The 2,821-nt window shown below is 67.0% G+C and carries 2 protein-coding genes and 1 pseudogene; 2 read left to right on the top strand and 1 reads right to left on the bottom strand.

What is annotated here, in order from left to right:
* On the top strand, window positions 1–309 hold a 309-nt coding region (locus ABDW21_RS13470; RefSeq protein WP_343600834.1), incomplete at its 5' end, for a DUF3151 domain-containing protein.
* Here the strand turns inward: ABDW21_RS13470 and ABDW21_RS13475 are convergent.
* Window positions 302–527 (bottom strand): annotated as a pseudogene (locus ABDW21_RS13475) (hypothetical protein); the annotation flags it as partial. The gene ABDW21_RS13470 and the pseudogene ABDW21_RS13475 overlap by 8 nt on opposite strands.
* Window positions 528–637: 110 nt before the next feature.
* Here ABDW21_RS13475 and ABDW21_RS13480 point away from each other — a divergent pair.
* Complete coding sequence (locus ABDW21_RS13480) at window positions 638–2,182, top strand: alkaline phosphatase family protein (protein WP_343600833.1); 1,545 nt, start codon at window positions 638–640, stop codon at window positions 2,180–2,182.
* The last annotated feature ends 639 nt before the right edge of the window (window positions 2,183–2,821 follow it).

A 2,821-nucleotide genomic window follows, 5' to 3' on the forward strand; every position in this document is an offset into this window, starting at 1 on the left:
GCCCTGGCCGAGGAAGCCCTGGCCGAGAAAGCCCTGGCCGAAGCAGCCCTGGCTGACGACAGGGTCGTCACCGCGTACGCCTACGCCCGGACCGGCTACCATCGCGGCCTCGATGCGTTGCGCCGCAACGGCTGGAAGGGCTTCGGGCCGGTGCCCTACGCCCACGAACCGAACCGGGGCTTCCTGCGCTGCGTGGCGGCGCTGGCGCGGGCCGCCGACGCCATCGGCGAGACCGGCGAGTACCAGCGCTGCCTGGACCTGCTCGACGACTGCGACCCGGCGGCCCGCACCGAACTCGGCCTTTCCTGAGCGGCGTCACGAACGACGTCCGCACCAAGACCGCGGCGCCGGGCAGGCCGATCCTGCCCGGCGCGAGGAACAACATCGGCAGCCCCGGCGACCAACCACAGGTTGCTTTACCTGCGCGGATCCAGAGACAGATATCCGCGCACGGCGGTGTCGTGATCGCCGAATCGCCAAGCGGTGATCGCGTGACCGAATTCGTGCGGGCAGAGCGCCAGGCCAATGATGGCAGCTCGTCGGACCAGCGTGACGTGCACAACGGCGCGCGGACGGCGCGAGAGCGTTACGGCGTGGCTTCTTGTGTGCGGTGCATGCGTGCCTGACCATCTGCGTTATGAAGGGCGCGGGCAGTCCGGACAGGCGCCGGTTGACGCGCCGAAGATTCTTGGCCGCCGGTGCCGGCGCGATGGCTGCGGGCGTAACCGGCGGCCGAGTTGCCGGCGCCGGCCCGGCGAGACCCACCGGTCCGCCGACCTCACTTGAAGAAGAAGCGCTGGCTGTGTTGGGCAAGACCACGCTGCGCTCTGCGGGATCGCGTCCGTTCCCGAACCTGGCCCCGGGCACCCACGCCGTGCCCCAGATCGAGCACGTCGTGATGTGCATGATGGAGAATCACTCCTACGACAACATCCTCGGCATGCTCGGCCGGGCTCCCGGGCAAACCCCGCGCGGCGACGGCTACACGATCGTCGACCACACTCCCACCGCGTTCAACCCCTACGGAACACCGACCTTCACTAACCCCTATGCCAACGGCAATACACAGCTCGCGTTTCACCTGCCGACTACCTGTCAGAACGATGTCACTGTCACCCAGGAGTGGAAGCAGGCTCACATCCAGTACAACAATGGCAACAACCAGGGCTTTGTGATCTCACAGAGCGGCCCCAGCGCCATGGGCTATTGGACGGGCCAAAACCTGCCGTTCACCTACGCGCTGGCCAACACGTTCCCCATCGGCGATCGGTACTTCGCTTCGCTGCTCGGCCAGACATTTCCCAACCGGCGTTATCTGATCGCCGGTACCTCGGCGGGGATGACCGACGACTTCGAGGAATCGCTGACTGACCTCCCCCAGTGGGGGACGCTGCTCATGCCATCGCCGCGCGGTACCGTCTTCGACCGCTGCTCCCAGTTCAACCTCACCTGGCGGGACTACGCGACGTCTTATCCGCTCGGGGCCACCGCGTTGCTCTACCCGCTCAACGACACGCGAGCGCTACTGAGGATGACAAAGATCGGACAGTTCTTCGCCGACGCTGCGGCGGGCACACTTCCCAACGTCTGCATCGTCGACATGAACTTCAGCACCCAGTCGCAGGAGAATCCGCAGAATATGGTGGTGGGCGAGACTTTTTTGCGCACCGTGGTGCAGGCGGTCGGCGCATCGCCCAAATGGGACAAGACGGTGCTCGTCATTCAATACGACGAGTGGGGCGGCTGGGCGGACCATGTGCCGCCACCCGTCGCGCTGGCTCCGGATGTGATCCCTCCGGTGGTCAACCTCGGCGAATCGCAATACGACGGCTTCCACCGCTACGGCTTCCGGGTGCCGGCGATCCTGGTCTCGCCGTTCGCGAAGCAGAACTACGTGAGCCACCTTGTCTACGACCACACCTCGGTGCTTGCCCTGATTGAGACTATTTGGAATCTGCCGTCGTTGGGGCTGCGCGACGCCAACGCCAACAACTTGATGGACTTCATCGACGAGGACGCCATGCGGAGCGGCAAGCCCACGTTCGGCCCGGCGACGATTGCCAACCTTCCCCCCTCCGGCGAGAGCCCGGCCTCCCTGGCCTGCTCGTCCCAGGCGCCGGTGCCGCTCCCACCCTCCGGCTCGGTGGTGCCCGCCGGAGCCGCGGCATCGACACGCGGTTGATTTGTGATGCACCAGCAGCCAGCCTTCGCTGTGTCGGCAGATCACCGACCGTCGACCCGGTTGCGGGGCGGGCACTTCATCGCGAACAGCCATTGTGCCCGGGCTGCCCAGCTGGGCCGCCCGCCCCGACAGCCAGCGGCCGGGCCGTCCGGTCGAGGACACGACAGCGGCGCGAAGACCGGGCGGCGTCACCGTCGGCTGGATGAGCGCCCCGGCCACGTCGCCGTCGAACAGCACCGTGTCGTCGACCACCGTCTCGCCGTGCACCACCACGGCATTGCCGGACGGCTCCCACTGGGCGACGTCGACCGCGTTCACAACGCTCCGCGCAAACCGCTCGAGACAGGCTCAGTCGCCGGCTGGACCACAATGAGCGGGACATCGCGAACGAGAGAAGGCCACCGCGTAGCGACGGCCGTCCGACGTCTGCTCGCCTGCTCGGTCATGTCGCCGGACATGACCGAGCGACACCGGGAGAGGTCTAACGGATGGTTGGCATGAACCGCGCACGGGAACGGATGCGCTCACGCAACGACAATCCGCGCCGCCACAACCGGGTAGTCGGTGCCGGCACGGCTGCCGTTGCGCTTTTGACGTTCGGTTCAACCCCACTGGCCGCCGCGCCCCCGCTCGGGCTGA

It is taken from the genome of Mycobacterium sp., assembly GCF_039583805.1.
In the GTDB taxonomy this organism is placed as follows: domain Bacteria; phylum Actinomycetota; class Actinomycetes; order Mycobacteriales; family Mycobacteriaceae; genus Mycobacterium.